This window comes from Pseudomonas sp. TE3-3-F2023 (assembly GCF_036784815.1).
GTDB lineage: Bacteria > Pseudomonadota > Gammaproteobacteria > Pseudomonadales > Pseudomonadaceae > Aquipseudomonas > Aquipseudomonas pudica.
In genome coordinates, this window is the sequence record NZ_CP145113.1 from 2,467,518 (window position 1) to 2,489,941 (window position 22,424).

A 22,424-nucleotide genomic window follows, 5' to 3' on the forward strand; every position below is an offset into this window, starting at 1 on the left:
GCCACCATCGCGAATGAATGCCTACTCGATGCAAGAGCAAGAGCAAGAGCAAGAGCAGCGCAGCTCTAGGTTTGGGCCAGCACAGACAAAACTCTACAATCCGAGTAAAGTGCCGCCCCCCGCCGTTTTCAGCAAAAGGATCCCTTCCATGACAAACCCTTTGGACATCGCCGTCGTCGGCGCCACCGGCAGCGTCGGTGAAGCCCTGGTGCAGATCCTCGAAGAGCTGGATTTCCCGGTCGCCACCCTGCACCTGCTGGCCAGCATGGAGTCGGCGGGTAGCAGCGTGATGTTCGCCGGCAAGAAGCTGAAGGTACGTGAAGTGGACAGCTTCGACTTCGCCCAGGTCAAGCTGGCCTTCTTCGCCGCAGGCGCCGCCGTCAGCCGCAGCTTTGCCAGCAAGGCGCTGCAGGCAGGCTGCACGGTCATCGACCTTTCCGCTGGTCTGGACGACGCCCTGGCCCTGGTGCCGGAAGCCAACGCCGAACGCCTGGCCGGCCTGGTATTGCCCGCCCGCATCGTCAGCCCGTGCTCGGCCGCGGTAGCCCTGGCCGTTGCACTGGCACCGCTCAAGGGCCTGCTGGATATCGAGCGGGTGCAGGTAATGGCCGCGCTGGCGGTGTCCGCACAAGGCCGTGAAGCGGTCAACGAACTCGCCCGGCAAACCGCCGAGCTGCTCAATGCCCGCCCCTTGGAGCCACGCTTCTTCGATCGCCAGGTGGCGTTCAACATGCTGGCCCAGGTCGGAGCCGCCGATGAGCAAGGCCACACGGCCCTGGAGCGCCGCCTGGTCAGCGAGCTGCGCGTGTTGCTGGGCCTGCCGGAGCTGAAGATTTCCGTGAGCTGCGTTCAAGTCCCGGTATTTTTCGGCGATAGCTTCAGTGTGGCGGTACAGAGCCGTCGCCCGGTAGACCTGGGCGCGGTCAACCAGGCCCTCGAGGCAGCCGACAGCGTCGAACTGGTGGAGCGCGATGATTATCCAACCCCGGTAGGCGACGCAGTGGGCCAGGACGTGGTCTATGTTGGTCGTGTACGGCACGGTGTTGATGAAGACCAGCAGCTCAACCTCTGGCTGACCACCGACAATGTGCGCAAAGGCGCCGCGCTCAATGCCGTGCAAGTGGCGCAATTGTTGATTAAACACATGCCGTAAAAGATACTGGCGAGCACTATTGTCCTGCTCTGCATGCAGGTTTCAGGACGCTTTATACAAGGGAAGAGGTCATGCTTCGAATTCGCAAACTGGTTCTGGCCATGGCTGCAGCATCGGCGCTGTCGTCGGGCATGGCGAATGCCTTGGGCCTGGGGGAGCTGACCCTCAAGTCGGCACAGAACCAGCCCCTGGACGCCGAGATCGAGCTGCTCGACGTGCGCGACCTCACCGCCGCCGAAGTGGCACCGAGCCTGGCGCCGCCGGAAGAGTTCAGCAAGGCAGGGGTGGCGCTGCCGACGTACCTCGAAGACCTCACCTTCACGCCGGTGATCAACCCCAACGGCAAGAGCGTGCTGCGGGTTACCTCCAGCCAGCCGCTGCCTGAACCGGTGGTGAAGTTCCTGGTCCAGGTGATGTGGCCGCAAGGCCGCCTGCTGCGTGACTACAGCGTGCTGCTCGACCAGGCCAAGGCCCAGGGCGACAAGCCTGCGGCGGGCAATGTCGCGCCAGCGGTGACCGCTGCCGGCAGCTACACCACCCAACGCCGCGACACCTTGTGGCAGATTGCCGCGCGCAACACCCAGGGTGGCTCGATCCAGCAGACAATGATCGCGATCCAGGCGCTTAACCCGGACGCTTTCATCGGCAACAACATCAACCAGCTGAAGGTCGGCCAGGTGCTGCGCCTGCCCGACCAGCAGCAGATCCAGAATATCGCACAGGGCGAGGCGATCGCTGAGGTGGCCGAGCAGTATGCCGCCTGGCGTGAAGGCCGCCGCCTGGGGCCGCGCGCCCGCCAGCTGGACGCGACCCGTCGCGGCGCCGCCGAGGCAGCGCCGGCACGTATCGCCCAGGGCGACAACCTGCGCCTGGTCAGCCCGGGCAACCAGGCCGGTGCCGACCAGGCCAAGGCTCTCAACGACAAGCTGGCGGTGGCCCAGGAAAGCCTGGACACCAGCCGTCGCGACAACGAAGAACTCAAGAGCCGCATGGCCGACCTGCAGAGCCAGCTGGACAAGCTGCAGCGTCTGATCGAGCTGAAGAACAACCAGCTGGCCCGCCTTGAGGCTCAGGGTGCGACGGCGCCGGCCCAACCGGTCGTCAAGCCTGCGCCTGCCGCCGTCGATACCGCACCCAAGCCGGTGCCCGCCGCCGAGGCCGCACCTGCCGGCCAGCCTGGCAGCGTGGTCGACGAAATCATGGGCAACCCGCTGCTGCTCGGGCTGATTGCCGGTAGTGCCTTCCTCGTACTGCTGCTTTTACTGTTGCTGCTGGCGCGCAAGCGCAAGGCCCAGCAGGAGGCTGAAAAGCACCTGCGCATGGCGCGGGCGCTGGAAGAAGAGCAGGGCGCAGGCTTCGACAGCGATAGCGCAAGCTTCGATGGCGTCGAGGTCTCGGCCCCGAGCGTGACCCTGTCGCCGGCCGTGGTCGCTGCTTCGGCTGCCGCCGCCACCGCCGCGGAAAAAACATCGGTACCCGCCGTCGAAGCGCAACCTGAACCGCAAGCCGACCCCCATGCCGCGTTGCTGGCGGAGGTCGAACAATGCGTGGCCGAAGGTCGCCTGAACCGCGCCGCCGACCTGCTGGAGCCTGCCGTGGCCGCCGCGCCTCAGCGTGACGACCTGCGCCTGAAACTGATGGATGTGTATGCACGCCAGGGGGATCAGAGCGCGTTCGTCGAGCAGGAGCGCAAGCTGCCGGCCAGCGAGCCGAACAGTGCAGCGGTTGCCGGGCTGAAAGAGCGTTACCCAGCCATGCTCGGCCTGGCCGCTGCCGGCCTGGGCGCTGCGGCCCTGGCTGCCGAGATGGACGAGCAGTACGTGCAGGAGCTGCTGCAAGATCAGCCTGAAACGCCAGTGGTTGCCGACGTGGCGGCCGAAGAAGTGCCGGCGTTCGAGCCAGAGGTGGCGGCTGAACCAGAGGCCGTTGCCCAGTCGGAACCTGACGCAGCGCTCGAGCCTGAAGTTGATCTGGATGCTGAGCTGGATGCCTTCGATGAAGTGCCGACCCTCGATGCGCCGGGCCTGGACGAGCAGGACCTGGACAGTGCCTTCGACCTGAGCCTGGGTGACGACCTGCCCGAGCAAGACCCGCTGGCGACGCCGTTGCTGGACGAATCGGTGGCCCAGCAACCTGTCGTCGACGAGCCGGTACTGGATGAGCCGGTGCTGGATACGGCTCAGCCGGAAGACCAGCCGTTTGCCGTGGACGCCGAGCTGCCGGCCGACGCCGACGCCGAATTCGAGGCCATGCTGGCCCAGGCCGAGACACAGCCCGCTGTGGACCTGTCCGACTTCGACCTCGACGTCAGCGAACCGGTTGCCCCGGCCGCCCCGACTGCAGACGACGCAAACCCGGTGGATGTCGCTGCCGAGCTGGCTGCCTTCGACAGCGAGCCAGCGTTCGACCCGCTTTCCGAGTTCGACCTGCCGTCCGACTTCGACCTGTCGCTGTCGCTGGAAGACGATTCGCCAGCAGCCAAGAGCTTTGCCTCGGAGCTGGACGACGTCAATGCCGAACTGGACAAGCTGTCGCAGAGCCTCGAATCGCCGTCGCTGGAGCCGCACTTCACCAGTGAGGACGCGCTTGCCCAGCCTGAGCCCGAGCCACTGGACGACCTGGACTTCGACTTCTTCTCCGGCAGCGACGAAGTGGCCACCAAGCTTGACCTGGCCCGCGCCTATATCGACATGGGCGACAACCAGGGCGCGCGCGACATCCTCGATGAAGTGGTCAGGGATGGCGACGACAGCCAGCGTCAGGAAGCCGAGGACATGCTCTCCCGACTGGTCTGATGTAAGCAGGGCCGGCCTCTTCGCGGGCTTGCCCGCCCCCACAGGATCTCCACACATTTTCGACCTTGTGAGTAACCTGTGGGAGCGGGCGAGCCCGCGAAGAGGCCCTCAAATGCGGTGCATATTCAACGGCAGCCCTACACGGCTGCCGTTGTCGTTATAATCCCCGCCATTCCGTACACCCCACAGGTTTCATGCTCTTGGACATCATCGACACCGCCGCCGCCGAGTCCGCGGCCGAAGGCTACTCCCGCATCGCCCTGGGCGTGGAATACAAAGGCGCGCGCTATCGTGGCTGGCAGCGTCAGGCCAGTGGTGTGCCCAGTGTCCAGCAGGCCCTGGAGCAGGCGTTGTCCAAGGTGGCCAACGAGCCGATCTCGGTGATCTGCGCCGGGCGCACCGACGCCGGCGTGCATGGCTGCGGGCAGATCGTGCACTTCGATACCCGCGCCGTGCGCGACGAACGCGCCTGGACCATGGGCACCAACTTCAACCTGCCCCACGACATCAGCGTGGTCTGGTCGCGGCCGATGCCTGCCGACTTCCATGCCCGTTTCAAGGCCTGTGCCCGGCGTTACCGCTACGTCATCTACAACGACCCGATCCGCCCGGCGCACCTGGCCGAGGAAGTCACCTGGAACCACCGCCCGTTGGATGTGGAGCGCATGGCCGAAGCCGCGCAGTACCTGCTCGGTACCCATGACTTCAGTGCCTTCCGCGCCAGCCAGTGCCAGGCCAAGTCGCCGGTCAAGCACATCTACCACCTGCGCGTCACCCGCCATGGCCAGATGATCGTGCTGGATGTGCGTGCCACTGCCTTCCTGCACCACATGGTGCGTAACATTGCCGGTGTACTGATGAGCATCGGTGCCGGAGAACGCCCGGCCACCTGGGCGCGCGAGGTGCTGGAGGGGCGCAACCGCCGCGAAGGTGGAGTCACGGCGCACCCGTACGGGCTCTACCTTGTGCAGGTGGAGTACCCCGAGGAGTACGCGCTGCCCAAGCGTTACATCGGCCCACACTTTTTGACCGGCTACGAGGCACTGGCAGACTGACGGGCGAAAAGTCATTTGCTAACATCCGGCCTTTCACCGTAACAACCAGGGTTCGCTGTCCATGAGCAATGTTCGCAGCAAGATCTGCGGGATTACCCGCATCGAAGACGCACTGGCCGCTGCCGAAGCGGGCGCCGATGCCATCGGCTTCGTCTTCTATGCCAAGAGCCCGCGCGCCGTGGACGTGCGCCAGGCGCGGGCGATCATCGCCGAGCTGCCGCCGTTCGTGACCACGGTCGGGCTGTTCGTCAACGCTTCGCGCTGCGAGCTGAACGAGATCCTCGAAGTGGTTCCGCTGGACCTGCTACAGTTCCACGGCGATGAAACCCCGCAGGACTGCGAAGGCTACCACCGCCCCTGGATCAAGGCCCTGCGCGTGCGCCCGGGCGACGACCTGGAGGCGGCCTGCCAGCTTTACGCCGGTGCCCGCGGCATTCTGCTGGACACCTATGTGCCAGGCGTACCCGGAGGCACCGGTGAAGCGTTCGACTGGTCGCTGGTGCCGGCGCGACTGAGCAAGCCGATCATCCTGGCGGGCGGGTTGTCTGCCGACAATGTCGGCCAGGCCATCGCCCAGGTGCGGCCGTACGCGGTGGATGTCAGTGGCGGCGTGGAGCAAGCCAAGGGCATCAAGGACGCGGCGAAGATCGAGGCATTCATGCGTGCGGTGAAACAGGCGTGATGGCAGATGTGACGGCTGGCTGCGCGCCATCGTCCATAGCTTTCGCAGCCCCGCGGGGCAGCCGCCCGCGCCTGTGGCGGCAAGACATACATTAGCGGTGGGGTGGCGCGCTGGAAGTCCCGGCGGCCGGTCCATCATCGTTTCATAAAAGATTTTGAGCTCAAGGGCAGGGCAGGGCCGGCGATACCGGCCCACGCCTGCCAATACTGGAGAAAGAAAGCATGAGCAACTGGTTAGTCGACAAACTGATCCCTTCGATCATGCGTTCCGAGGTGAAGAAGAGCTCGGTGCCTGAAGGCCTGTGGCACAAGTGCCCGGCCTGCGAGGCCGTGCTGTATCGTCCGGAGCTGGAAAAGACCCTGGATGTCTGCCCCAAGTGCAACCACCACATGCGCATTGGCGCACGTGCGCGCATCGACATCTTCCTCGACGCCGATGGCCGTGCCGAACTGGGCGCCGACCTGGAGCCGGTCGACCGCCTGAAGTTCCGTGATGGCAAGAAGTACAAGGACCGCCTGGCCGGGGCGCAGAAGCAGACCGGGGAGAAGGACGCCCTGATCTCCATGAGCGGCACCCTGATGGGCATGCCGATCGTGGTCAGCGCCTTCGAGTTCTCGTTCATGGGCGGCTCCATGGGCGCCATCGTTGGCGAGCGCTTCGTGCGCGCGGCCAACTATGCCCTGGAAAACCGCTGCCCGATGGTCTGCTTCTCCGCCTCCGGCGGTGCGCGCATGCAGGAAGCGCTGATCTCGCTGATGCAGATGGCCAAGACCTCGGCCGTGCTGGCGCGCCTGCGCGAAGAAGGCATCCCGTTCATCTCGGTGCTGACCGACCCGGTTTACGGTGGTGTTTCTGCAAGCCTGGCCATGCTCGGTGACGTCATCGTCGGTGAGCCGAAGGCACTGATCGGCTTCGCCGGCCCGCGCGTGATCGAGCAGACCGTGCGCGAGAAGCTGCCGGAAGGCTTCCAGCGCAGCGAGTTCCTGCTGGAGCACGGTGCCATCGACCTGATCATCTCCCGTGGCGAGCTGCGCCCGCGTCTGGCCCGCCTGCTGGCGCAGATGACCGGCCAGGAAACCCCGGAACAAGCGCGCGAGGCGGCTGCCGTCGCGTGATGAAACAACGATCCCTGGGCGAATGGCTCGCCTACCTCGAGCAGTTGCACCCCTCGGCCATCGACATGGGCCTGGAGCGGTCGCAGAAGGTGCTTGCCCGGCTGGCGCTGGGCAAGCTGGCGCCACGCGTGGTGACGGTGACCGGCACCAACGGCAAGGGCTCGACCTGCGCCTTCGTGGCCTCGCTGCTGCGTGCCCAGGGGCTCAAGGTCGGCGTGTACAGCTCGCCGCACCTGTTGCGTTACAACGAGCGGGTGCTGATCGATGGCCAAGAGGCCAGCGATGAGCGCCTGTGCGAAGCCTTCGCCGCCGTCGAGGCGGCGCGGGGCGATATTTCCCTGACCTACTTCGAGATGGGCACCCTGGCCGCGTTCTGGTTGTTCTACCAGTCGCAGCTGGATGCCGTGGTACTGGAAGTGGGCCTTGGTGGCCGACTGGACACCGTGAACGTGGTGGATGCCGACCTGGCCCTGGTGACCAGCATCGGCGTCGACCATGTCGATTACCTGGGGGATACCCGCGAGCTGGTGGCCTTCGAGAAGGCCGGCATCTTCCGTCAAGGCAAGCCGGCACTGTGCGGTGACCTGGATCCGCCTCAGCCGCTGCTGGACAAGGCCGCCGAACTGGCTGCGCCGCTGTTCCTGCGTGGTCGTGACTTCGACCTGGCCAGTGCCGATGGCAGCTGGAACTGGCGGGGTACTGCGGCTGATGGTACGCAGTTGGAGCTGCGTGGCCTGCCTTTGCTCGACCTGCCCATGGAAAACGCCACGCTGGCCTTGCAGGCTTATCTGCTGATGGGCCTGCCCTGGGACGCCGGGCAGATTCGCCAGGCGCTGCTGGATACCCGTATCACGGGTCGCCTCGACCGTCGCCTGCTGAGCTGGCAGGGCAAGTCGGTGGAACTGTTGCTGGATGTCGGGCACAACCCGCATGCTGCGGAGTACCTGGCCCGGCGCCTGGCGGCCCGACCGCTGAAAGGGCGCCGCCTGGCGGTGTTCGGCCTGCTCGCCGACAAGGACCTGGACGGTGTTGTTGCGCCGCTGCAGGGGCTGGTCGACGACTGGGCGGTGGCGCCACTGGATACCCCGCGCAGTCGCCCGGCTGCAGAACTGGCCACGGCCTTGACGAACCTCGGCGCCGCGGTGAAGTCTTATGCCAGCGTCGACGCTGCCCTTGAAGGGCAGTGCGCGCAGGCAACGGCGGGTGATCAGATCTTGCTGTTCGGTTCGTTTTTCTGTGTTGCCCAGGCACTGGAATGGCTGGAGCGGCACGCCCAGGAGGGTGGAGTAGATGGCAGTGCTGGATAAAGGGATGAAACAGCGCATGGTGGGTGCGTTGGTGCTGGTGGCGCTGGCGGTGATTTTCCTGCCGATGCTGTTCACCCGCGAGGACGAGATGCGTCAGGTGCGCGTCGAGGCCCCGCAGGCGCCGGCCATGCCAAGCCTGCCGGAAGTGAAGGTGGAGCCGGTCGCCGTGCCGGAGCCGCAGGTCATTCCCGAAGAGCCGCAGCAGGCACCGGTGGTGGTGGACGAATCCACTGCGCCGGCGAGCGCGCCCAGCCAGCCGATTACACCGTCACCGCAGACCCAGCCTCAGGTACAGGTGCAGCCTCAGCCTCAGCCTCAGCCTCAGCCCCAGCCCCAGCCCGTCAAGCCGCAGGCGCCCGTGGCCAAGGTCGAGCCTCAGCCGGCAGCCAAGCCGGCCGCACCCGCGGCGCCGTCCAAGATCGACGTCAATGGCCTGCCGGTCAGCTGGTCGATCCAGTTGGCCAGCCTGTCCAACCGTGCCGGGGCCGAAAAGCTGCAGCAAACCTTGCGTAGCCAGGGTTACAACGCCTATATCCGCTCGGCGGGTGGCATGAACCGGGTGTACGTGGGGCCGCTGATCGAGCGGGCCGAGGCTGAGCGCGTGCGTGACGCCATCAATCGCCAGAACAGCCTCAAGGGCTTCGTGGTGCGCTTCCAGCCTGAGCGCAGCTGATACGCGGGGCGGCTTTGCCGCCCATCGACGCGGTTCGTCGCCACGACAAGCCAGCCCCCACCTCGACCGCACTGCTCTCAGGGCCTGTGCAGTTCCTGTGGGAGCCGGCTTGCCGGCGATGAAGCCAACACCAATCTGTCTGACATTCCGCTTACCCAAGCCCCCGCCGCTCTGTTAAAATGCGCCGCCTCAAACGTCTGCAGGCAGCACCGTGGCATTTACCTTGGTTGATTGGGCGATCATCGCGATCATCGCCGTCTCCACACTGATCAGTCTCAAGCGCGGCTTCGTCAAGGAAGCCTTGTCCTTGCTCATCTGGATCATTGCCGGTGCGGTTGCCTGGATGTTCGGTGGTTCGCTCTCGGTGTATCTTGAAAGCTACATCCAGACGCCGTCGATGCGCGTCATCGCCGGCTGCGCCATTCTTTTCGTCGCCACCTTGCTGGTGGGGGCCATGATCAACTTCCTCATCGGCGAGCTGATCCGCGTGACCGGGCTGTCCGGTACCGATCGTTTCCTGGGCATGGCCTTCGGCGCCGCGCGCGGGGCCTTGCTGGTGGTGGTGGCCATCGGGCTGATCAGCCTGGGGCCGGTTCAACAAGACACCTGGTGGCAGGAATCTCGCCTGATACCACAATTTCTCTTGGTCGCCGACTGGTCGAAAAACCTGATCCTGGGTTTTACCGGCCAGTGGACACCCAGTGGGCTGATCGGCACTCCAGCTGATCTTCCGTTCAAGGAACAGTTGCTCGGGCCGGCAAAGCCCTGAGCGCTATTCACTCAAGTTTCGTCAAAGTAGGGGTTGCGTCGCATGTGTGGCATCGTCGGTATCGTCGGTAAGTCGAACGTCAATCAGGCGCTGTATGACGCGCTTACGGTCCTCCAGCACCGCGGCCAGGACGCTGCCGGTATCGTGACCAGCCATGACGGCCGGTTGTTCCTGCGCAAGGATAATGGCCTGGTGCGCGACGTGTTCCAGCAGCGTCACATGCAGCGCCTGGTCGGCAACATCGGCATCGGCCACGTGCGCTACCCGACTGCGGGCAGCTCGACCTCGGCCGAGGCCCAGCCGTTCTACGTCAACTCGCCGTATGGCATCACCCTGGCACACAACGGCAACCTGACCAACGTCGAACAGCTGGCCAAGGAGATCTACGAGTCCGACCTGCGTCACGTCAACACCAACTCCGACTCGGAAGTACTGCTGAACGTGTTCGCCCATGAGCTGGCGGTGCGTGGCAAGCTGCAGCCGACCGAAGAAGACGTGTTCGCCGCGGTTTCCCACGTGCACAGCCGCTGCGTCGGCGGTTACGCCGTGGTTGCTATGATCACCGGCTACGGCATTGTCGGTTTCCGTGACCCCAACGGCATCCGCCCGGTGGTGTTCGGCCAGCGTCACACCGACGAAGGCGTGGAATACATGATCGCCTCGGAGAGCGTGGCCCTCGATGTGCTCGGCTTCACCCTGATCCGCGACCTGGCGCCGGGCGAAGCGGTGTACATCACCGAAGAAGGCCAGCTGTACACCAAGCAGTGCGCCGAAGCACCGAAGCTGCAACCGTGCATCTTCGAGCATGTCTACCTGGCCCGCCCGGACTCGATCATGGATGGCGTGTCGGTGTACAAGGCCCGTCTGCGCATGGGTGAAAAACTGGCCGACAAGATCATGCGCGAGCGCCCCGAGCACGACATCGATGTGGTCATCCCGATCCCGGACACCAGCCGCACCGCGGCCCTGGAGCTGGCCAACCGCCTGGGCGTCAAGTTCCGCGAAGGTTTCGTCAAGAACCGCTATATCGGCCGTACCTTCATCATGCCCGGTCAGGCCGCGCGCAAGAAATCGGTACGCCAGAAGCTCAACGCCATCGAGTTGGAGTTCCGCGGCAAGAACGTGATGCTGGTGGACGACTCGATCGTGCGCGGCACCACCTGCAAGCAGATCATCCAGATGGCCCGCGAAGCCGGCGCCAAGAACGTCTACTTCTGCTCCGCAGCCCCTGCGGTTCGCTACCCCAACGTCTACGGCATCGACATGCCGAGTGTTCACGAACTGATCGCCCACAACCGTACCACCGAACAAGTGGCCGAGTTGATTGGTGCCGACTGGCTGGTCTACCAGGACCTGCCGGATCTGATCGACTCGGTTGGTGGCGGCAAGATCAAGATCGACCAGTTCGATTGCGCGGTATTCAACGGTGAGTATGTCACCGGCGATATCGACGAAGCCTACCTCGACCGTATCGAGCAGGCTCGTAATGACCTCGCCAAGGTCAAGAACCAGGCGGTCAGCGCGATCATCGACCTCTACAACAACTGATTTCGGGAGCGACGGCATGACGGATCAATGGGATGCCGGACGACTGGACAGTGACCTCGAGGGTGTCGGTTTCGACACCCTGGCGGTGCGTGCCGGTCAAAACCGTACACCGGAGGCCGAGCACAGCGAAGCGCTGTTCCTGACCTCCAGCTATGTGTTCCGCACGGCTGCCGATGCCGCCGCGCGGTTTGCCGGCGAAACGCCGGGCAACGTCTATTCGCGCTACACCAACCCGTCGGTGCGTGCCTTCGAGGAGCGCCTGGCGGCCATGGAAGGGGCCGAGCAGGCCGTGGGCACCTCCACCGGCATGGCGGCGATCCTCGCCGTGGTGATGTCGCTGTGCAGTGCCGGTGACCATGTGCTGGTGTCGCAGAGCGTGTTCGGCTCGACCATCAGCCTGTTCGAGAAGTACTTCAAGCGCTTCGGCGTGCAGGTGGACTACGTGCCACTGGTCGACCTCGCCGGCTGGGAAAAGGCCATCAAGGCCAATACCAAGCTGCTGATCGTAGAATCGCCGTCCAACCCGCTGGCAGAGCTGGTCGATATCACCGCACTCAGCGAAATCGCCCACGCCCACGGTGCCATGCTGGTGGTGGACAACTGCTTCAGCACCCCGGCGCTGCAGCAGCCGCTGAAGCTGGGTGCCGACATCGTGTTCCACTCGGCCACCAAGTTCATCGACGGCCAGGGTCGCTGCATGGGTGGCGTGGTTGCCGGCCGTGCCGAGCAGATGAAAGAAGTGGTGGGCTTCCTGCGTACCGCAGGTCCGACCCTCAGCCCGTTCAACGCCTGGATCTTCACCAAGGGCCTGGAAACCCTGCGCCTGCGCATGCGTGCGCACTGCGAAAGCGCCCAGGTACTGGCCGAATGGCTGGAGCAGCAGGAGGGCGTGGAGAAGGTGCATTACGCCGGCCTGCCGAGCCACCCGCAGCACGAACTGGCCAAGCGCCAGATGAGTGGCTTCGGTGCGGTGGTGAGCTTCGAGGTCAAGGGTGGCAAAGAGGGCGCCTGGCGCTTCATCGACGCTACCCGGGTGATTTCCATCACCACCAACCTGGGTGACAGCAAGACCACCATCGCCCATCCAGCGACCACCTCCCACGGTCGCCTGACGCCGCAGGAGCGTGAAGCCGCCGGTATTCGCGACAGCCTGATCCGTGTTGCCGTGGGCCTGGAAGACGTGGCCGACCTGCAGGCAGACCTGGCGCGCGGGTTGGCGGCACTGTGATCGAAATCCGCGGCGGTAAACCCGGCCATAACGGCCGGGTAGCCCTGGTGACGGGTGCCGCGCGCGGCATCGGCCTGGGTATTGCCGCGTGGTTGATCTGCGAAGGCTGGCAGGTGGTGCTCAGTGACCTGGACCGCCAGCGTGGCGCCAAGGTGGCCAAGGCCCTGGGTGACAATGCCTGGTTCATCACCATGGATGTTGCCGACGAGGCCCAGGTCAGCGCCGGGGTGTCCGAGGTGCTGGGGCAGTTTGGCCGCCTGGACGCGCTGGTGTGCAATGCGGCCATCGCCAACCCGCACAACCAGACCCTCGAAAGCCTGAGCCTGGCGCAGTGGAACCGGGTGCTGGCGGTCAACCTCAACGGCCCGATGCTGCTGGCCAAGCATTGTGCGCCGTACCTGCGTGCGCACAACGGGGCGATCGTCAATCTCACCTCCACCCGGGCGCGGCAGTCCGAGCCCGATACCGAGGCCTATGCGGCGAGCAAGGGCGGCCTGGTGGCCTTGACCCATGCCCTGGCCATGAGCCTTGGCCCGGAGATCCGCGTCAATGCGGTGAGCCCGGGCTGGATCGATGCCCGTGACCCGTCGCAGCGCCGTGCCGAGCCGTTGTCCGAGGCGGACCATGCCCAGCACCCGACGGGCAGGGTAGGGACGGTGGAAGACGTGGCGGCCATGGTTGCCTGGCTGTTGTCTCGGCAAGCGGCGTTCGTCACCGGCCAGGAATTCGTGGTCGATGGCGGCATGACCCGCAAGATGATCTACACCTGAGCCCTTTTGCAGTCTCTTCGCGGGTAAACCCGCGAAGAGGCCGCCACAGGCAACCGCACCGCTTTTGCGCTTTTCTGAAAAAAATTCAATGGGGCTATTGACTTAGCTTCGCCACCTGCGTAAATTTCGCGGCCTCAGCGAAGCAAACGCAACAAGCAACATCGCGAGGGTGATTAGCTCAGCCGGGAGAGCATCTGCCTTACAAGCAGAGGGTCGGCGGTTCGATCCCGTCATCACCCACCACTTCCTGAGATGTTCCTGGTGCTTCAGGTTTCGCAAGAAGCCGATAGCCAGAGAGGAACGCACTGCGCAGCGGTAGTTCAGTCGGTTAGAATACCGGCCTGTCACGCCGGGGGTCGCGGGTTCGAGTCCCGTCCGCTGCGCCATTTTTCAGTAACAGATGGGTGCCTGGCGCCGGTCTGAAGCCACAAGGCAAACACCTTGGGCTGATCCCAGTTTCAATCGGGCGAAAGCCTGAACGATACGCAGCGGTAGTTCAGTCGGTTAGAATACCGGCCTGTCACGCCGGGGGTCGCGGGTTCGAGTCCCGTCCGCTGCGCCATCTTAGCTTCAAGGTCCCTTGAACACCTCGAAGCAAACACAAGAGAAGCGATCACGTTATCGCTTTTTTTGTGCCTGCCCTGAGGCCATCGCGCCGGAAGGGTAGACCCAGGTTTCAATCGGGCGCAAGCCTGAATGATACGCAGCGGTAGTTCAGTCGGTTAGAATACCGGCCTGTCACGCCGGGGGTCGCGGGTTCGAGTCCCGTCCGCTGCGCCATCTTCGCCTCGAGGCCCCTTGGACGCCCTCGAAGCTACGAGAAAGCGACCTTCGGGTCGCTTTTTTCGTTTTTGCGCCTGGCAATTGCCGCCCTTGACCCAGATTTACACGAACCTGACAGACTCTTCACCGATCAGCGGTTCCTGTGCCTGCCTGCTGTGTTGCACAATAGGCACCTTCTCGACTTACCCGGAATTCGCAATGACCAGATCTTCCGTCTTTGGTGCGCTCGGGCTGGCCCTGGTGCTGGCGGGTGTGACCGGTTGTTCCTCGAAAAAAGCCGCCGTCTACGAGCACGAGAACTTCGATGACTCGGGCACCTACTCGCGCAGCTTCCCGGTGAGCGATGCCGGCTCCTGCGAGGCCGCCCGGCGCGCCTTGCTCAGCCAGGGCTACATCATTACCAGCAGCGGCGCCAACCAGGTGGTGGGCAACAAGAGCTTCCAGCAGAACAGCGAGAACCACCTGCAGATCAGCTTCAACGTCACCTGTGCGCCAGATGTGAGCGACGAGCAGCGTTCGACCATGTTCGCCAACGCTCTGCAGGATCGTTATGCGCTGAAAAAGTCCAATACCTCCGCCAGCCTGGGCGTTGGTGTATTGGGCTCGGTGTCGATGCCGATCGGCTCCAGCGACGACTCGATGGTCAAGGTGGCCAGCGAGACGGTGACGGCGGCGCAGTTCTATGACCGTTATTTCGCACTGGTGGAGAGCTACCTGCCAAAGCCCAAGCCTAAGCAGGAGAGCAAGGCCAAGGTCGAAGAGCCCGCGCCTAAGGTCGAAGCGCCGGCGGCTGCCTTGGGGCTGCCGGAGCAGGCCGCGGCAGCGCCGGTGGCACCGGCCCCGGTGGCGGCGCCTTTGGTTGAAGCGGCGCCAGCCCCGGCCGCTGTTGCCCCGGCCAGCGAGGCGGTAGCAGCGCCGGTGCTGGATGACAGCCAGGGCTCGCAGCCAGTGGCGCCGCCAGCGGAGGCGGCACCGATCGAGGTGCAGCAGGAAGCCCAGCCTGCCGAGGCCGCCGAGACCGCTTCCCCCGCCCTTTGATAGCTTTCCTGTACCCGGCCTCTTCGCGGGTAAACCCGCTCCCACAGGTACTGCGCAGATGTTGAGAACTGCGCAGTACCTGTGGGAGCGGGTTTACCCGCGAAGAGGCCGGTGCAGGCAGACCATCCCCTGTTACAGACGCGCCGCGATAACTTCCTGAACCCCTGCTACGTTTACCACTCATAAGCTTGTCATGATTTCTTCATCCCACCTGCCTAGGGTGAAGGCGACAGTTATCAGGAAAAATGAGTGAAGAGGGCGTAGGGCTATGGACGAATATCAGGAAGAACTTCTCGAATTCCAGGCTTATGAACTGGACCCCCCGGAGCCGGCTGACGACGCTACCGAACTCTAGCCTGCCCGCCGCTGGCTGCGGCGAAACTCCCCCGGTGTGAGGCCCGTCCAGCGCTTGAACGCGCGCTGGAAGGCCTCGGCCGACGCAAACCCCAGCAGATAGGCAATCTCGCCAAAGGCCAGTTCCGTATCGCGGATGTAGGTTTCGGCAAGGTCGCGCCGTGTTTCGCTGAGCAGGTCGCGAAAGCGCGTGCCTTCCTCGGCCAGTTTGCGGCGCAAGGTCCAGGTCGGCAGTTGCAGGTGCAGCGCCACTTCTTCCAGGTCCGGTTCACGGCCACCATTGAGCAAAGGGCCCAACAGGTGGGTGATGCGCTCACCCAGGCTGCGCACCCGCGTACGCTGAAGCATTTCCGCCTCGCACAGCTGCAGCAGGTGCTGCCAGGTGCTGGGGCAGTGCCTGGGGTTGGCCAACTGCAGCGTGGCGCGGCTCAGGCGCAGCTGGTTGCCTTCGGCGGCGAACTGTACGGGAGTGCTGCACAGCGGCTGGTAGCGCGCGGCGTAGGCGGGTGCGGCAAACTCGATTTCCATCTGTTCGGCCTGTACCGCCGTACCGGCCAGGTCGGCAAGCTGGGCGAGCCAGCCGGCGAGTAGCGAATCGACCACGAAACGGTTGTAGGCGTTGTAGGGGCTGATGGAGTAGAAGCGTAGCCAGGCGCCCTGGGCATCTTCCTGGAAACTGGAATGGCCGCGATAGTTGGCGGCGTACAGCGGCTCGAAGCGCAACAGGGCGCGTGCCGCCTCGCCCAGGTTCGGGGCCTGGGCAGCGGTGACCCCGGCCAGGCCGGCATGCGCCAGGCGGCTCAGGCGCCCCATGTGCAGGCCCAGCGCGGTCTCGCCGGACAGTTCGATGGCAGCGTGCCCCAGGTGCATGTAGCGCGGGATCGACAAGCGCGCACCGGCTTTGCTCAGGCGCGCCGCATCCAGGCCATAGCGGCGCAGCAGAGGTTCGGGGTCGTGGCCCAGTTCGCGCAGGGCCTCGGTCAGCGGCTGGACAAAGCCAACCGAAAGGTCGCCCAGGCGCACGCGGGGGCGGGCCATGGGCTTACAACCACAAATTCAGCAAGCGGGCGCCAGGGCTGGGGGTGCCTGCCAGCAATTCACCCGCCTGGCGGGCAAAGCCCTGGCCGTCGCTGCCCTGTTCCCAGAACTGCCCACGCATGAACACGCTCATGCTGCTGACACCAGCCCCGGCCGCTTCGGTCAGGCGTTGCCAGGCGGCTTGTTCACTGACTTCGCCGCGCTGCAACGCCAGCCCGGCGCTGGCATCCTGGTGGCGATTGCCGCGCCAGGGCGCTTGCCAGCTGCCCCTGCCGCTGAGGAACACCGGGTTGGCGATCAGTTGTACCGCCTGTCGTGCCAGTTGCTGGTGGTTTTCCGGGTACCAACTGTCACTGCCCACCAGCACGCCCAGGCGCCCGGCAGGGGTTTGCAATACCTGCAGCGGGTGCTGGCGGCCATCATGCACATAGCGGCGTGTTTCGCTGTCGGGGAACTGCTGGCGTTGCGGTTGGCCCAGCAGCGAACCGTCGCCGGCGAACACTACGCTGCTGTTGAACAATGGGCCGCTGCCGGCATGCAGCACGCCCTGTTTCACGTAAGGGGCGGGCAGCACGATGGAGCCGGCCACCAGGGTGACGTTGAATTCCTTGGCCAGGCCGCCGAACAGTTGCTGGTAGTCCGCGGCCATCTGATCGGCCTTCATGCGCAGGTGCGCGTCGGCGCGCCGGTCGTCCCCGTCGGCACGGAGCATGGCCAGGCCATAGCGCAGCGGGTTGCTCAGTTCCAGCCATTGCAGGGCCTCGCGGCTTTGCGTGACCTGGTACAGCTCGTTCTTTTCCCCGCGTGCCCACAGCCAGGTCCCGATGTGCTCTGGTAGCACCACCACCGTACGCGGGCCTACAAGCCCTTGGGTACGGGCCTGCTCCAGGTAGGCCGCGAGCTTGCGGTGCAGGCGCTGCAGGTTCTGGTAGTCGCCCGGGTAGAGCAGCGGTTCGACACCGAGCAGGTTGCCGTGCTCGCCCGGTACGCCGTGGTTAAGTGCCAGTTCGATACGCAGGTCGGACAGGTAGTGGCCTTCCGGGCGCTGCTGGGTCCAGAAACCGTAGCCGCAAAGGGCGGCGATCATCACCAGCGCCAGGGCGCTTGCCAGAAGTTTTCGCATGAAGCAGGACAGCGCCTTGGAAACGGGAGTTTCCTAGGGTAGTCGTGCTGTGCGCGAGGATCAATAACTTGTCAGTTTCGATCATTGAGCCCATTCAAACGGCTGTTTAATGTCGCAGGCAGACAAACGACGGGGCCCGCCAGACGGTGCGGCACCCGCATTCCGTGATCACGCCACCTGGGGACCTTTCCATGGCCGCCGACCGCTACCCGCACCTGCTCGCCCCGCTGGACCTGGGCTTTACCACCTTGCGCAACCGCACCCTGATGGGCTCGATGCACACTGGCCTCGAAGAGCGCCCGGGCGGCTTCGAGCGCATGGCGGCGTACTTTGCCGAGCGCGCCCGCGGTGGCGTCGGCCTGATGGTTACCGGCGGCATCGCGCCCAACGATGAGGGGGGGGTGTATTCCGGGGCGGCCAAGCTCAGCACCGAGGAAGAAGCCGACAAGCACCGCATCGTCACCGAGGCGGTACACGCTGCCGGCGGCAAGATCTGCCTGCAGATCCTGCATGCCGGGCGCTACGCCTACAGCCCGCGCCAGGTGGCGCCCAGCGCGATCCAGGCGCCGATCAACCCGTTCAAGCCCAAGGAACTGGACGAGGCGGGTATCGAAAAGCAGATCGCCGACTTCGTCAATTGCGCGGTGCTGGCCCAGCGCGCCGGTTACGACGGCGTCGAGATCATGGGTTCGGAAGGCTACTTCATCAACCAGTTCCTCGCCGCCCACACCAACCACCGCACCGACCGCTGGGGTGGCAGCTATGAGAACCGCATGCGCCTGGCGGTGGAAATCGTCAGCCGGGTGCGCGGCGCGGTAGGCCCGAACTTCATCATCATCTTCCGCCTGTCGATGCTCGACCTCGTCGAGGGCGGCAGCAGCTGGGACGAGATCGAGCTGCTGGCCAAGGCCATCGAGCAGGCCGGCGCAACCTTGATCAATACCGGCATCGGCTGGCACGAAGCGCGTATCCCGACCATTGCCACCAAGGTGCCGCGCGCGGCATTCAGCAAGGTCACCGCCAAGCTGCGCGGCGTGGTGAACATTCCGCTGATCACCACCAACCGCATCAATACCCCGGAAGTGGCCGAGGCGGTGCTGGCCGAGGGCGATGCCGACATGGTTTCGATGGCCCGGCCGTTCCTGGCCGACCCGGACTTCGTCAACAAGGCCGCTGCCGGCCGCGGCGACGAGATCAACACCTGCATCGGCTGCAACCAGGCCTGCCTGGACCATACCTTTGGCGGCAAGCTGACCAGTTGCCTGGTCAACCCGCGTGCCTGCCACGAAACCGAGCTCAACTACCTGCCCGTGCGCACCGTGAAGCGCATTGCCGTGGTCGGCGCTGGCCCGGCCGGCCTGGCGGCAGCCACGGTGGCGGCCGAGCGCGGCCACGCAGTGACCCTGTTCGATGCCGCCAGCGAGATCGGCGGGCAGTTCAATGTCGCCAAGCGGGTGCCGGGAAAGGAAGAGTTCCATGAAACCCTGCGTTACTTCCGCAACAAGGTCGAAAGCACGGGCGTGGACCTGCGCCTGAACACCCGGGTCGATGTGCAGGCCCTGGTCGACGGTGGCTACGACGAGATCATCCTGGCCACTGGTATTGCCCCGCGCACGCCGGCCATCCCCGGTGTCGAGCATGCCAAGGTGCTCAGCTACCTGGATGTGCTGCTCGAGCGCAAGCCGGTGGGCAAGGCTGTCGCGGTGATCGGTGCGGGTGGCATCGGTTTTGACGTTTCCGAGTACCTGGTGCATCAGGGCGTGGCCACCAGCCAGGACCGTGAGGCGTTCTGGCGGGAGTGGGGCATCGATACCCATCTGCGGGCACGCGGTGGCGTGGCCGGGATCAAGGCCGAGCCGCATGCCCCGGCGCGGCAGGTGTACCTGCTGCAGCGCAAGAAATCCAAGGTGGGTGACGGCCTGGGCAAGACCACCGGCTGGATTCACCGTACCGGGTTGAAGAACAAGCGGGTGCAGATGCTCAACAGCGTCGAGTACCTGGGTATCGACGATGCCGGCCTGCATATTCGCGTGGCCGATGGCGAGCCGCAGGTGCTGGCGGTGGACAACGTGGTGATCTGTGCCGGGCAGGAGCCGCTGCGCGAACTGCAGGACGGGCTGGTGGCGGCGGGGCAGTCGGTGCACCTGATTGGTGGTGCCGATGTGGCGGCCGAGCTGGATGCCAAGCGGGCGATCAACCAGGGTTCGAGATTGGCGGCTGAGCTCTGAGATTGCCGGGGACCGCTTCGCGGCCCTTCGCCGGTAAGCCGGGCTCCCACAGGTACAGCGTGATGCTTGAGGTTGGCGCTGTATCTGTGGGAGCCCGGCTTGCCGGCGATGGGCTGCAAAGCAGCCCCCCGACTTTCGCTGGTAAACTCGCACAATGCACTTTGACCTACCCCAAGCCCCCCTGCAGCCCCTGATCCTGCCTTGGCTGCAACAAGCCCAGGTAGAAGCCGCCATCTTGCGCCTGGACCTGATCGACCCGCTGATCAGCGGCAACAAGTGGTTCAAGCTGCGCCACCACCTGCAGCACGCCTCCGCCATCAAGGCCCCAGGCCTGATAAGCCTCGGCGGCAACCATTCCAACCATCTGCACGCCCTGGCCGCTGCCGGCAAGCGCTTCGGTTTCGCCACCGCCGGCCTGCTGCGTGGCCACGCCCAGGACACGCCAACCGTGCGTGACCTGCAAGCGCTGGGCATGGAACTGCACTGGCTGGGCTATGGCGGCTACCGCGTACGAAACGAAGCGGGTTTCTGGGAGCCCTGGCAGGCACACTACCCGGGTTGGCACTGCATCCCCGAAGGGGGCGGTGGGCTGGCCGGTGCACAGGGCTGCGCGCTGGTCATTCAGCAGGCGCGCGCGCAAATCGCCGCGCTGGGCTGGTCGGGCTACGACGCCTGGTGGCTGGCTGCAGGAACGGGAACTACCCTGGCCGGCCTCGTGATGGCCGAGGCGGGCGCACATGTCGTGCATGGCGCATTGGCTGTACCCAGGGATCATGGCGTGCCGGACGCGGTAGCGACACTGGCCGGTGCGCATGGCTACCAGCTGCACGACGCCTGCCGAGGTGGTTTCGGCAAGTTCGACGCTGAGCTGCTGGCGTTCATCGCCGATTGCGAGCGGCACACCGGCGTGCCGCTCGAAGCCCTCTACACCGGCAAGGCCCTGCTGGCCCTGCGTGAGCAGGTCGAGGCCGGGCTGTTCGCGCCCGGCACCCGCCTGATCGTGGTGCACACCGGCGGCCTGCAGGGCCGGCGTGGTTACTTGTAGGGCAGCATGCGCAGCAGCGTGTTGTCGCGCTGCACATAGTGGTGATACAGCCCGGCCAGAGCGTGCAGGCCGATCAGCCAGTAGCCCCAGCTGCCGATGCGTTCATGCCAGCCTTTGATGAACTTGGCCTGGTCCGGGTTCGGGCCGATCAGATGCGGCAGCTCCAGGCCGAAGAACGGCACTGGTTTGTCGGCGGCGCTGAGGATCAGCCAGCCGGCAAGCGGCAGGATGATCATCAGCAGGTACAACGCCAGGTGCATCAGGTGCGCGAGGCCGGTCTGCCAGGCCGCAGGTTTGGGCACGATGGGTGGGGTCGGGCGGCTCAGGCGGATGGCCAGGCGCAACCAGACCAGCACGAACACGCTGAGCCCGAGCATGAAGTGCAGGTCCTTCATCAGGTTGCGTTCGACGCTGTCCTTGGGGAACAGGCCACGCAGTTCGATAAGGGCATAGACAGCTGCCAGCAGCACCAGCATCATCCAGTGCAGGGCGATGGACAAGCGCGCGTAATGGGTCGCGGGGGTGGATGAAACCATGATCGGTCCTCGTCATCAGGTCGGAATGGCGCTCTTGCTGGCGCTCAGATAGTACTGTAATGGCTACGGGGGAACGAATCTTTGCGCCAGGTCTGTGAAAATTGTGTTGTCTGCACCGGCCTCTTCGTGGGTAACCCGCTCCCACAGGTACTGCACAGGTTCTGAATGCTGTGCTGTACCTGTGGGAGCGGGTTTACCCGCGAAGAGGCCGGAACAGCTGACATCATGCCTCGGGGGGAAATGGCCAACTGTCAGCCACTAGAAACACCCGTTCAGCCTCCTGCCAGGCGCCATCAGCCTCTTGCTCCAACCTCACCAGCAACTGCGCCGGAGCCTTCCGCTCCAGCACATGCAGCCATGCCGCAAACTGCTCCACCGCCCAGCACTCATGCGCCTCGACCCGCGCCGGCGCCAGCCAGGCATGCCGTTGCAGCGGCTGCCATCGTTCACCTTCGCCCATGACCCAGTCCCTCCGCCGCAGCCAGCGCCCGCGCAAATGCTGCGGGTTGGCGCCCTGTGGTGGCTGCGCATGCCCAGGCCACGGGTAGAACAGATAGCCACCCAGCCACACATGCGCCTGCAGCTGCTCCACCCCCAGCCGGGCCAGCACCTCGCGGCTGTGCGCCCCGGCCGACATGGGCAACTGGTGCCGCGCCAGGTGCGCCAGTTTGCTTCCCAGTCGGTCATGGCAGCCCGGCCCCAGCCAGGCGACGGGGTCGTGCCCGGAATGCTCCGGGCCCAGGTAGAGCTTGATGGCCAGTTCCAGGTGGTGCACGCCGTCGCGGTCGCGCAGCACCACATCCAGCTCGCCCAGGGTGCGTCCGCCGTCGCGAATCGCCAGGTTGGCCGCCAGCAGTTCGATGCCCGGCGCCTGGCCCAGGGCAAATTGCCACAGCCGTTCGTAGTAGTGCCCCAGGCGCCGGCTGCCCAGTTGCGCCAGCCAGTCATGCAGTGGGCGGTCATCGTCATCCAGCGCCCGCAGCCAGTCCGCCAGGCGCTGTGGCTGGTCCGCCCACAGGCTGCCCGCCAGCGGGTGGCGCTGGGGGCAGGGCGGGGCGCTGAGCAACGGGGGCGACAGCAGGGCCCAGGCCAGGTCGCGCACGTGAGGGCGGCGTAGCTGCCGGGGCAGGTCGTGGAGCAGGGCGAATGGCATCATCCTGCGAGCATAGCCGGTTTGCCGCTAC

Annotated in this window: 18 protein-coding genes and 4 tRNA genes; 18 read left to right on the forward strand and 4 right to left on the reverse strand. The window is 65.2% G+C overall.

All coding sequences use genetic code 11. The features are described 5' to 3' along the window. The first annotated feature begins 148 nt into the window (after window positions 1–148). The 16 genes from V3314_RS11260 to V3314_RS11335 all read left to right on the forward strand — a co-directional run bounded on the left by V3314_RS11260 (window position 149) and on the right by V3314_RS11335 (window position 14,916). The gene (locus V3314_RS11260) at window positions 149–1,153 is read left to right on the forward strand and encodes an aspartate-semialdehyde dehydrogenase (protein ID WP_338460221.1); all 1,005 of its coding nucleotides are present in this window, start codon (window positions 149–151) and stop codon (window positions 1,151–1,153) included. Window positions 1,154–1,224: 71 nt separating this feature from the next. Next, window positions 1,225–3,948: a FimV/HubP family polar landmark protein gene (locus V3314_RS11265; protein ID WP_338460222.1), complete on the forward strand. Its 2,724-nt coding sequence runs from the start codon at window positions 1,225–1,227 to the stop codon at window positions 3,946–3,948. A 200-nt stretch (window positions 3,949–4,148) separates the two neighbouring features. Then, window positions 4,149–5,003, forward strand: a complete 855-nt coding sequence (truA, locus tag V3314_RS11270) for a tRNA pseudouridine(38-40) synthase TruA (RefSeq protein WP_200900022.1) — start codon at window positions 4,149–4,151, stop codon at window positions 5,001–5,003. Between the two features lie 61 nt (window positions 5,004–5,064). Beyond that, entirely contained in the window at window positions 5,065–5,685 is a 621-nt protein-coding gene (locus V3314_RS11275) for a phosphoribosylanthranilate isomerase (protein WP_046617033.1), read from the forward strand. Window positions 5,686–5,906: 221 nt separating this feature from the next. Continuing rightward, entirely contained in the window at window positions 5,907–6,800 is an 894-nt protein-coding gene (gene accD, locus V3314_RS11280; protein ID WP_046617032.1) for an acetyl-CoA carboxylase, carboxyltransferase subunit beta, read from the forward strand. Then, window positions 6,800–8,107, forward strand: coding sequence for a bifunctional tetrahydrofolate synthase/dihydrofolate synthase (gene folC, locus V3314_RS11285; protein WP_085601479.1), 1,308 nt, complete (start codon window positions 6,800–6,802; stop codon window positions 8,105–8,107). Before accD ends, folC begins: the two co-directional genes overlap by 1 nt. Next, window positions 8,091–8,780, forward strand: a complete 690-nt coding sequence (locus V3314_RS11290; RefSeq protein ID WP_338460224.1) for an SPOR domain-containing protein — start codon at window positions 8,091–8,093, stop codon at window positions 8,778–8,780. The genes folC and V3314_RS11290 overlap by 17 nt, the downstream gene beginning before the upstream one ends. A 211-nt stretch (window positions 8,781–8,991) precedes the next feature. Continuing rightward, window positions 8,992–9,549, forward strand: coding sequence for a CvpA family protein (locus V3314_RS11295; RefSeq protein ID WP_013971612.1), 558 nt, complete (start codon window positions 8,992–8,994; stop codon window positions 9,547–9,549). Between the two features lie 42 nt (window positions 9,550–9,591). After that, on the forward strand, window positions 9,592–11,097 hold the full coding sequence (gene purF / locus V3314_RS11300; protein WP_046617029.1) for an amidophosphoribosyltransferase: 1,506 nt from the start codon (window positions 9,592–9,594) through the stop codon (window positions 11,095–11,097). A gap of 16 nt (window positions 11,098–11,113) precedes the next feature. After that, the gene (locus V3314_RS11305) at window positions 11,114–12,325 is read left to right on the forward strand and encodes an O-succinylhomoserine sulfhydrylase (protein WP_025338247.1); all 1,212 of its coding nucleotides are present in this window, start codon (window positions 11,114–11,116) and stop codon (window positions 12,323–12,325) included. After that, window positions 12,322–13,095, forward strand: coding sequence for an SDR family oxidoreductase (locus V3314_RS11310; RefSeq protein ID WP_046617028.1), 774 nt, complete (start codon window positions 12,322–12,324; stop codon window positions 13,093–13,095). The genes V3314_RS11305 and V3314_RS11310 overlap by 4 nt, the downstream gene beginning before the upstream one ends. A 167-nt stretch (window positions 13,096–13,262) precedes the next feature. Beyond that, a tRNA-Val gene (locus V3314_RS11315) sits at window positions 13,263–13,338 on the forward strand. Between the two features lie 66 nt (window positions 13,339–13,404). Continuing rightward, window positions 13,405–13,481 (forward strand) — tRNA-Asp (locus V3314_RS11320). A 99-nt stretch (window positions 13,482–13,580) separates the two neighbouring features. After that, window positions 13,581–13,657: transfer RNA gene (locus V3314_RS11325), tRNA-Asp, on the forward strand. A 141-nt stretch (window positions 13,658–13,798) separates the two neighbouring features. Further along, a tRNA-Asp gene (locus V3314_RS11330) sits at window positions 13,799–13,875 on the forward strand. 201 nt (window positions 13,876–14,076) lie between these two features. After that, on the forward strand, window positions 14,077–14,916 hold the full coding sequence (locus tag V3314_RS11335) for a DUF2242 domain-containing protein (RefSeq protein WP_108479770.1): 840 nt from the start codon (window positions 14,077–14,079) through the stop codon (window positions 14,914–14,916). 351 nt (window positions 14,917–15,267) lie between these two features. On the opposite strand, the gene V3314_RS11340 is transcribed toward V3314_RS11335, so the two are convergent. Together V3314_RS11340 and V3314_RS11345 are read right to left on the reverse strand one after the other, a co-directional pair. Next, window positions 15,268–16,308 (reverse strand): AraC family transcriptional regulator, encoded by a 1,041-nt coding sequence (locus V3314_RS11340; RefSeq protein ID WP_338460225.1) that lies wholly within the window; start codon window positions 16,306–16,308, stop codon window positions 15,268–15,270. 4 nt (window positions 16,309–16,312) lie between these two features. Next, a complete protein-coding gene (locus V3314_RS11345) occupies window positions 16,313–17,431 on the reverse strand; it encodes a nitrilase-related carbon-nitrogen hydrolase (RefSeq protein ID WP_046617249.1) in 1,119 nt (372 codons plus the stop codon). A gap of 191 nt (window positions 17,432–17,622) precedes the next feature. Between V3314_RS11345 and V3314_RS11350 the strand changes: the two genes are divergently transcribed. Further along, on the forward strand, window positions 17,623–19,659 hold the full coding sequence (locus tag V3314_RS11350) for an NADPH-dependent 2,4-dienoyl-CoA reductase (RefSeq protein WP_046617250.1): 2,037 nt from the start codon (window positions 17,623–17,625) through the stop codon (window positions 19,657–19,659). A gap of 154 nt (window positions 19,660–19,813) precedes the next feature. Further along, a complete protein-coding gene (locus V3314_RS11355; RefSeq protein WP_108481032.1) occupies window positions 19,814–20,704 on the forward strand; it encodes a pyridoxal-phosphate dependent enzyme in 891 nt (296 codons plus the stop codon). On the opposite strand, the gene V3314_RS11360 is transcribed toward V3314_RS11355, so the two are convergent. Both V3314_RS11360 and V3314_RS11365 read right to left on the reverse strand, forming a co-directional pair. Continuing rightward, the gene (locus V3314_RS11360) at window positions 20,695–21,240 is read right to left on the reverse strand and encodes a cytochrome b (protein ID WP_085601484.1); all 546 of its coding nucleotides are present in this window, start codon (window positions 21,238–21,240) and stop codon (window positions 20,695–20,697) included. The genes V3314_RS11355 and V3314_RS11360 overlap by 10 nt on opposite strands. Window positions 21,241–21,463: 223 nt before the next feature. Further along, entirely contained in the window at window positions 21,464–22,396 is a 933-nt protein-coding gene (locus tag V3314_RS11365; RefSeq protein ID WP_338460226.1) for a DUF1853 family protein, read from the reverse strand. Between the last annotated feature and the right edge of the window lie 28 nt (window positions 22,397–22,424).

Coding starts and splice junctions, on each gene's coding strand:
- V3314_RS11360 (WP_085601484.1), bottom strand. CDS start 21,240: ATGGTTTCATCCACCCCCGCGACCCATTACGCGCGCTTGTCCATCGCC.
- V3314_RS11275 (WP_046617033.1), top strand. CDS start 5,065: ATGAGCAATGTTCGCAGCAAGATCTGCGGGATTACCCGCATCGAAGAC.
- V3314_RS11345 (WP_046617249.1), bottom strand. CDS start 17,431: ATGCGAAAACTTCTGGCAAGCGCCCTGGCGCTGGTGATGATCGCCGCC.
- V3314_RS11350 (WP_046617250.1), top strand. CDS start 17,623: ATGGCCGCCGACCGCTACCCGCACCTGCTCGCCCCGCTGGACCTGGGC.
- V3314_RS11290 (WP_338460224.1), top strand. CDS start 8,091: ATGGCAGTGCTGGATAAAGGGATGAAACAGCGCATGGTGGGTGCGTTG.
- V3314_RS11340 (WP_338460225.1), bottom strand. CDS start 16,308: ATGGCCCGCCCCCGCGTGCGCCTGGGCGACCTTTCGGTTGGCTTTGTC.
- folC (WP_085601479.1), top strand. CDS start 6,800: ATGAAACAACGATCCCTGGGCGAATGGCTCGCCTACCTCGAGCAGTTG.
- V3314_RS11260 (WP_338460221.1), top strand. CDS start 149: ATGACAAACCCTTTGGACATCGCCGTCGTCGGCGCCACCGGCAGCGTC.
- V3314_RS11335 (WP_108479770.1), top strand. CDS start 14,077: ATGACCAGATCTTCCGTCTTTGGTGCGCTCGGGCTGGCCCTGGTGCTG.
- accD (WP_046617032.1), top strand. CDS start 5,907: ATGAGCAACTGGTTAGTCGACAAACTGATCCCTTCGATCATGCGTTCC.
- V3314_RS11355 (WP_108481032.1), top strand. CDS start 19,814: ATGCACTTTGACCTACCCCAAGCCCCCCTGCAGCCCCTGATCCTGCCT.
- V3314_RS11265 (WP_338460222.1), top strand. CDS start 1,225: ATGCTTCGAATTCGCAAACTGGTTCTGGCCATGGCTGCAGCATCGGCG.
- purF (WP_046617029.1), top strand. CDS start 9,592: ATGTGTGGCATCGTCGGTATCGTCGGTAAGTCGAACGTCAATCAGGCG.
- V3314_RS11365 (WP_338460226.1), bottom strand. CDS start 22,396: ATGATGCCATTCGCCCTGCTCCACGACCTGCCCCGGCAGCTACGCCGC.
- V3314_RS11305 (WP_025338247.1), top strand. CDS start 11,114: ATGACGGATCAATGGGATGCCGGACGACTGGACAGTGACCTCGAGGGT.